The 6658-nt window shown below is 54.4% G+C and carries 4 protein-coding genes; 2 read left to right on the top strand and 2 right to left on the bottom strand.

The genetic code is table 11. The annotated features are described in order from the left end of the window. Window positions 1-634: hypothetical protein (locus HBA55_RS31745; protein ID WP_206020071.1), on the bottom strand; the 634-nt coding region annotated here is incomplete at its 3' end. Beyond that, window positions 631-2232, bottom strand: coding sequence for an ATP-binding protein (locus HBA55_RS31740; RefSeq protein ID WP_166999769.1), 1602 nt, complete (start codon window positions 2230-2232; stop codon window positions 631-633). The genes HBA55_RS31740 and HBA55_RS31745, both read right to left, overlap by 4 nt. Window positions 2233-2489: 257 nt before the next feature. Here HBA55_RS31740 and HBA55_RS31735 point away from each other — a divergent pair, with 257 nt between their 5' ends. Beyond that, complete coding sequence (locus HBA55_RS31735) at window positions 2490-4937, top strand: sugar-transfer associated ATP-grasp domain-containing protein (protein WP_166999768.1); 2448 nt, start codon at window positions 2490-2492, stop codon at window positions 4935-4937. Between the two features lie 28 nt (window positions 4938-4965). Further along, on the top strand, window positions 4966-6657 hold the full coding sequence (locus HBA55_RS31730) for a tetratricopeptide repeat protein (protein ID WP_166999767.1): 1692 nt from the start codon (window positions 4966-4968) through the stop codon (window positions 6655-6657). Window position 6658: the final 1 nt, after the last annotated feature.

The raw sequence follows: 6658 nt of genomic DNA, 5'->3' as shown, positions 1-6658 counted from the left end.
CTTCCTCGGGTTCCTCTTCCTCGGGTTCCTCTTCCTCGGGTTCCTCTTCCTCGGGTTCCTCTTCCTCGGGTTCCTCTTCCTCGGGTTCCTCTTCCTCGGGTTCCTCTTCCTCGGGTTCCTCTTCCTCAGGCTCCTCTTCCTCGGGTTCGTCTTCCTCGGGTTCGTCTTCCTCGTGCTCCTCTTCCTCCGGCTCCTCTTCCTCGGGCTCCTCTTCCTCGGGCTCCTCTTCCTCGGGCTCCTCTTCCTCGGGCTCCTCTTCCTCGGGCTCCTCTTCCTCGGGTTCGTCTTCCTCAGGCTCCTCTTCCTCGGGCTCGTCTTCCTCGGGTTCGTCTTCCTCAGGCTCCTCTTCCTCAGGCTCGTCCGCCGACTCCCCCTCCGAGAGTTCCATCAACATATCGAACAAACGGGTTTCGTGCTCCACCAAGTCCTCAATTTCCTGTGGGACTTCCACCTCATCAGCCTGTTCGTTGATCAGCAGTATCAGCTCCCGGACCCCGCGGCTTTCTCCCCAATCCGCCTCTTCGGACCGCCCGGATTGTGCGTAGGTCAAAAACGGTTGAACACAGCCAAACACCAGGGCCGCCACCCAGGCAATCAGTCGTTTGTTGGCGTTTTGTTGGAGTTTTGTAATCATGAGAAACAATCGGAATTCTCGCCGGAAAATTCCTCTTTGCTCCAAAAAAAGTGCACAACAAACTTGGCCCCACCCAATTCGCTGGCCAATAACTCAATGCGCCCGCCATGAAGATCCACAATACGTTTGACAATGGCCAGACCCAGACCGTAGCCACCGGTGCTCTGGTTACGGCTGCTGTCCACCCGGTAAAACGCCTCAAATACCTTGGATCGCTCCTCCTCGGGAATACCCACACCATCGTCTTCAATCCGAATGCTGTAACAGTCTTGGGTAATCACCGAAGAGACTCTCACCTGCGTCCGAGCATGCTTGCAGGCATTACTGATGAGATTCTGCAACAATCGGGTCACACCGGTCGGATCGGCCATCAGCGGTTCTGAGGCCAAGTTACTTTGATCCATATCGATGTGTGGGTAGAGTATGTTGAGATTGCGACAAATCTCGTTGACGGGTTTAGACAGACTGAAAGCGGCTTTTTCCAGAATCGGCTGATGAACCAGCTTGTGATGCTCCAATACTTCTGCCACCAGCTGCTCCAGTTGATCGATATCCCCTCGAATAGCATCGGTCTTTGGCGTAACGCCTGCCTCCAGCAGGTCGTCATCAAGCACTTGGAGTCTGAATCGTATCCGGGTCAGCGGGGTTCGAAACTCGTGTGAGACCGCCTGCATGATCTCCCGCTGCCCCTTCAATAACAGCTGTATACGATCAGCCATCGCATTGATCTTCTCGGCCACCAGCGCGATCAGATCCCCTCCGGCCATTTTCACCCGCTCTTCCAGCTGCCCTTCGCCAAAGCGATTAACCATGGCTGCAATCTGGCCGAGACGCTGCTCCAGACGGTGTACCAGCCAGTAGGAAACCAGCGCGATCAACAAGATCGTAACCGTAATCATGCTAAGCACCAGCTTGGCAGGCAACTGCTCGAACCGCGGGATCGGGCCGATACGCAGAACCTCACCATTCTGCCAATAGGCAAATACGCTGAAGTGGTGTTCGGTTTCTGCCCCGTAATCCACCACCGCAGTACCTTTGCGTAAGCGGGAACGTTGCTGGCGATCCAGCCCCAACGTGTCCCTGGATACCAATGCCAGGGGATAGGCGCTGTACCGCTGCAACCGTTCAGGGGCAAGACGACCGGTTTTGCGGCTCAGTTCGGTAATCAACAACAGTGCATGGCCTCGGAACTGCTGCTCAGTAAGTGAGCGAATCCTCAATTCCACCAATTTGACCGGTTGTGCTCCCTGGAAGTCGAGCGGCAGCAGCCAGCGTATGCCTGATTCCTGTTTCGATAGGTTGACCGCCTGACCCGCCTCCAGGGCCAATTGTTGCGAGGCACTCAGGTTCTGAAAGAATGCTTCTCCATGATCAAATGTTACGGCTCCTAACAATTCCGCCGCGATCTCCAGATAGCGAGGACGAGCACTGGTAGGGGTTTTGGCCAACGCATCGGCCAACAATGACATAACGCCGGTCATTGCGTTTTGCTCATAGACCCGATAGCGGTTGTCATAGCTGAAGGCGTACAGCCCATAGTTGAGCACTGCCGCCAAAACAACCGATGCGAAAATACCACTATAAATCCGTGTAAACATTGTTCGTGTATTCTTCTCGAGCTCCCCGCTTTGGTCTCAGTCTACATCACCCCCCTCGCGCGACAAAATCGCCGTATGGGCTGAAACCCGCTTTTTAACGTTTCCTGAACATCGCCTACAAAACCACAACATTCCCCCCACAGACGAAGTGCGCGTGACCACCCAGAATGACATGGCTGACCAAGCACCTGCGCCGGTCACCACAGATATAAACCACCCCAAAAAAATGTGACCCAATTCGCTTTCAGGATGGATTGATGAGTACCAAGACACACTTTTTAAGGACTGAAGCCTGGTTGGCTTATATAGCCATTGTCCTGCTGTTATTGCACGTCAGGTTAGTGCCGTTTGAGCCGGATGCAGTTAAACCGCGCAATATCTTTCAGTTTGATCTGATGATGACGTTCGACGCTGCTCCCGCAGATACTGCGGTTTCGGTGTACCTGCCCCAACCGTCCGAACGCCAGGATGTATTTGCTGAAACGGTGCAGGCTAATCACATGGAGCAGTCAGTCTATACCGCCGACAGCGGCAGGATTTCGCGCTGGATCGGCGGTCGTGATGCCGACAGTATCAGCTATAGCGCGATGATCAGCAGTGTGGGATACCGCTACGAGATACCCGCCGAACTTCGAATCAATCCTGATCTGGACTCCAGCTGGCAGCCTTACTTGCGGGCTAGTGAAGCGATAGCCGTACAGCACCCGGAAATACAGTCCCTTTGGCAGAGCATCAGTCCCACAGACGACCAAAGTGTTTTGCAGGTTCTCCAGGTCATCTATAACTACACCAGCGGCCTGGAGACACTGCCCTTTAAGGGGCTCACCGACTCTCTGACGGCCCTGCGTTTAGGTGCCGCCAGCTGTAACGGCAAGAGCCGCCTGTTCGTGTCCCTGGCGCGCCTGAATGGCATACCCGCGAGATTGGTCGGTGGTATCGTGCTGAACGAAGGTCGCAAGAAAACTTCTCATCAATGGGTGGAAGTCTACATAGAGAACCAATGGGTTGCCTTCGATCCGACCAATCGCTACTTTGCCCAGCTGCCCTCACATTATCTGGAGCTCTATCGGGGCGATCACAGCCTGTTCTCACACACAGCGAACATCGGATTCGACTACAGCTTCAATATTCAGGACCAGTTTATCTCCCCGGCCTTGCTGCCACATGTCAACGAAGATGATGCAGGAGCCACTGTTAACAGCAGTATCAACCTGGCCGCATTGTTGACGCAAATAAACATGCCGGCAAAAACAGTTTCTATCTTTTTGATGCTACCCATTTGCGCATTGATCATCACCGTTATGCGAAATCTGATGGGTCTCAAGAGCTTTGGTATTTTTATGCCCATGTTGATCGCATCTGCCTGCGCATTCGTGGGTCTCGGTCCGGGCCTGCTGGGCTTCGCTCTCATTGTCGTCATTGCCTTTGCGGCTCATGTACTACTCCATCCCTTGCGTCTACTGAAGATTCCGCGACTCGCCACCATTATAAGCGTGATCAATTTAGCGACGATTGCCTTGCTCTACACGGTGGATCGGTTTACCGATATGCAGTTCGGCCTGATGTCTCTGTTCCCAGTGATCATCATCAGTTTTGTAGCGGATAAACTCCATGACTTGGCCGAAGAGCGTGACTGGCTGGAACTCGCCAAAACCATTGCCGGAACCCTGATCAGCATCGCTGCCTGTTATTTATGCCTGACCTCCGCGCTATTGCACGGAATATTCGCCGTCTACCCTGAAACTTACTTACTGGTTCTGGCAGCTCAAATCTATATGGGGCGTTGGACCGGCATCCGGGTCGCAGAATTGTTACGTTTTCGTAACCTTGTGAATCAACAATTCGGCGTCATGGGCATTAACGCCCGCAATCGCGACTACGTTGCACGTCTGAATTCCAGCCGAGAGCTGCGCAGTGCGGCGGACAAACTGGAATCCAAGACCAGGCTGCGCTCTGCCGGCATCCCCGTCCCGGACACACTGGCGGAGTTTTCGGAGTTTGCGCAACTTGAGCAACTGAACGAAGTCCTGTCTTCACTCCAGGAGTTTGTCATTAAGCCGAACGCCGGCAGTCAGGGCAATGGAATACTGATTATTAAGGGCCGCCAGGGCGAACAATTCATCGGCAGCAGTGGTCAATCCATCTCCCTGCTGTCGATTCGACGACATCTAACGGAGATCATCAACGGCAACTACTCGCAGCTTGGTGACAGCGACACCGCCTTTCTGGAGCCATTGATTCACCAGCACCCCCTGTTGCAAACCATCGCGCCTTACGGTTTGTGTGATATCCGCATCCTGGTCAGTGAGGGGCGTATCTTGAGCGCCATGTTACGACTCCCTACCAGGGATTCCGGCGGCAAGGCCAATCTTCACCAGGGAGCGATTGGCGCCGCTGTTGATTTGCAAACCGGCGAGATCAGCCGCTGCCAAAGGAACGGACAACCCCTGGCCAGGCACCCCGACAACCAGGAGCCCTTAATCGGAGTGAAACTACCCTATTGGCAGCAGATATTGGATATCAGTGACAAGTGCAGCCAGGCCATTCCTCTGGGTTATATGGGCATAGATATCTGTCTGGACAAAGAACGTGGCCCGCTGGTTCTTGAAGTCAATGGCCGTCCCGGGCTGGAAATTCAGAATGTGAACCACTTCGGCCTCTACGACCGTCTGACCATCAGCAATGGCGTTACTCAATCCACCTAACTCACCTTGGTTTAAAAAGGAGACTACCATGCGAGTCCACTCCACCTGGATACCCGTATCTGTATTCTTTGGTCTGTTCAGCGCGGTCGGGGCAACCGACTACTGGTTATCCCAGGACCAACTGCGCTATAAACAGGTCGTCGTCAGTCCGATCGATGTGCCCGAAAACAGCAGTGTCGTTGTCAGAACGCCCATTGATCAGCAGAGCGTTTCCCAGGCGCTATACACCGACATCCTTCAGAAGGAACACGCCGGAGTCCCCCTTGCCGACCAGTCGGCGTTTACACAATTGCCGGATATCACTCAAGCCGCCATTCTGGATAAACGAATTCTGGAGCTTATGCAAAATAAGGAATACAACGAGGTGATCCGGTTATGCCGCAGTACCCATCTTCAGCGGCGCCTCTCTGCCGGCATTCAATTTGATTATGCACTTGCACTGTCCCGCAGCGGCCAACACAAAGAGGCCATGCAGGCCTACCGAGTGCTGCTCGACCATCAACCGAACCACCAGGCGGCGGCCATCAATCTGGGTTTGCAGCTCTTGGTTTCGAAGCAATATGCCGAGGCCGGCGAGATACTGACCGGGGCCGTCAGCATCAGCTCCGGTGTGCGCAAAGCCAAGGCGCTCTCTGCTTTGGCCAGCGCCCTTAAACGCCAGGGCGATTGGGCCGGCGCTGAGAAAGCCTATGCCCGCTCCATCGAATACCGACCGGGGCATGCCAATACCTGGCTAAAGCTGGCTCAGGCAAGACAACAGCTGGATATGCCCTATGTCCATACGGAAAAAACCTACGAGCGCGCTGTGGCTCTGGCTGTAGACAGCGCGGCAGCCTGGAGCCAACTTGGCCGCTACCGGTTGCTTAAGCTCGACTTCACCGGCGCCATCGACGCCCTGAACCGGGCCTCAGCATTGAGCGGGCGCAATGAACGACTGCGCAAGGATCTTGCCTGGGCGAACCTGGAGCACGGACGGGTGAAAGCGGCACATGGTCACTGGAGCTGGTTAAAGCGATACGCCAAATCGGACAATGACCGGCTTCTGGCCGAACACATGCTGGGATTGATCAATCAGCAACAACGGTCCTTGGCACCACTGCCCCAACATCGGGCCGAATTCCGCTACGCACAGGCACTGCTTGCGGGCAAACCCGGCGGCCACAATAACTCCGACCATGAGAACGGAGACCACGAAAGCTCGATAAAGCAGCTGCAGACGCTGCTGGCGTCACCGGAATGGGAGGCGCGGGCCAGGCTGCAACTGGCCAGAGGCCTTGCCAATCACGGAATCGAAACAAGATCCGCAGAGTACAGCAATGGCGCGAAAAACCAACTTTTTGTCGCGTATGAGCACACTGTCACAGCATTTGCACCGCTTTTAAAGGAGAATCTCCACTTACCTGAAATCCATCGGCAGAAAATTGAATTTGCCAGCCAACACGGAATGCTTGATCTGGCCTTAATGGAGCTTGAAGAATCATTGAAACAACACCCGGATTCCATCATCCTTGCCGCACAGAAAATTGACCTGCTGAGTCTCCGACAACAGTGGGATCAGGCCAGCCAATATCTGGATACGCTACCCGAAACCATGCGTAACCATGACGATATTGCTCGCGCCGCCCACCGGCTGGAAAACCGGTTCAAACCCGGCAAACGCCACTTTTCGGCCATTTTACCGTCGGTTCATTCGATTTTATTCAATGACGCCAGTATCTAAC

This window comes from Pseudomaricurvus alkylphenolicus (assembly GCF_011683955.1).
Lineage (GTDB): Bacteria > Pseudomonadota > Gammaproteobacteria > Pseudomonadales > Cellvibrionaceae > Pseudomaricurvus > Pseudomaricurvus alkylphenolicus.
The sequence above is the reverse complement of the archived record's forward strand: the minus strand, read 5'-3'. Positions and strand labels throughout refer to the sequence as shown.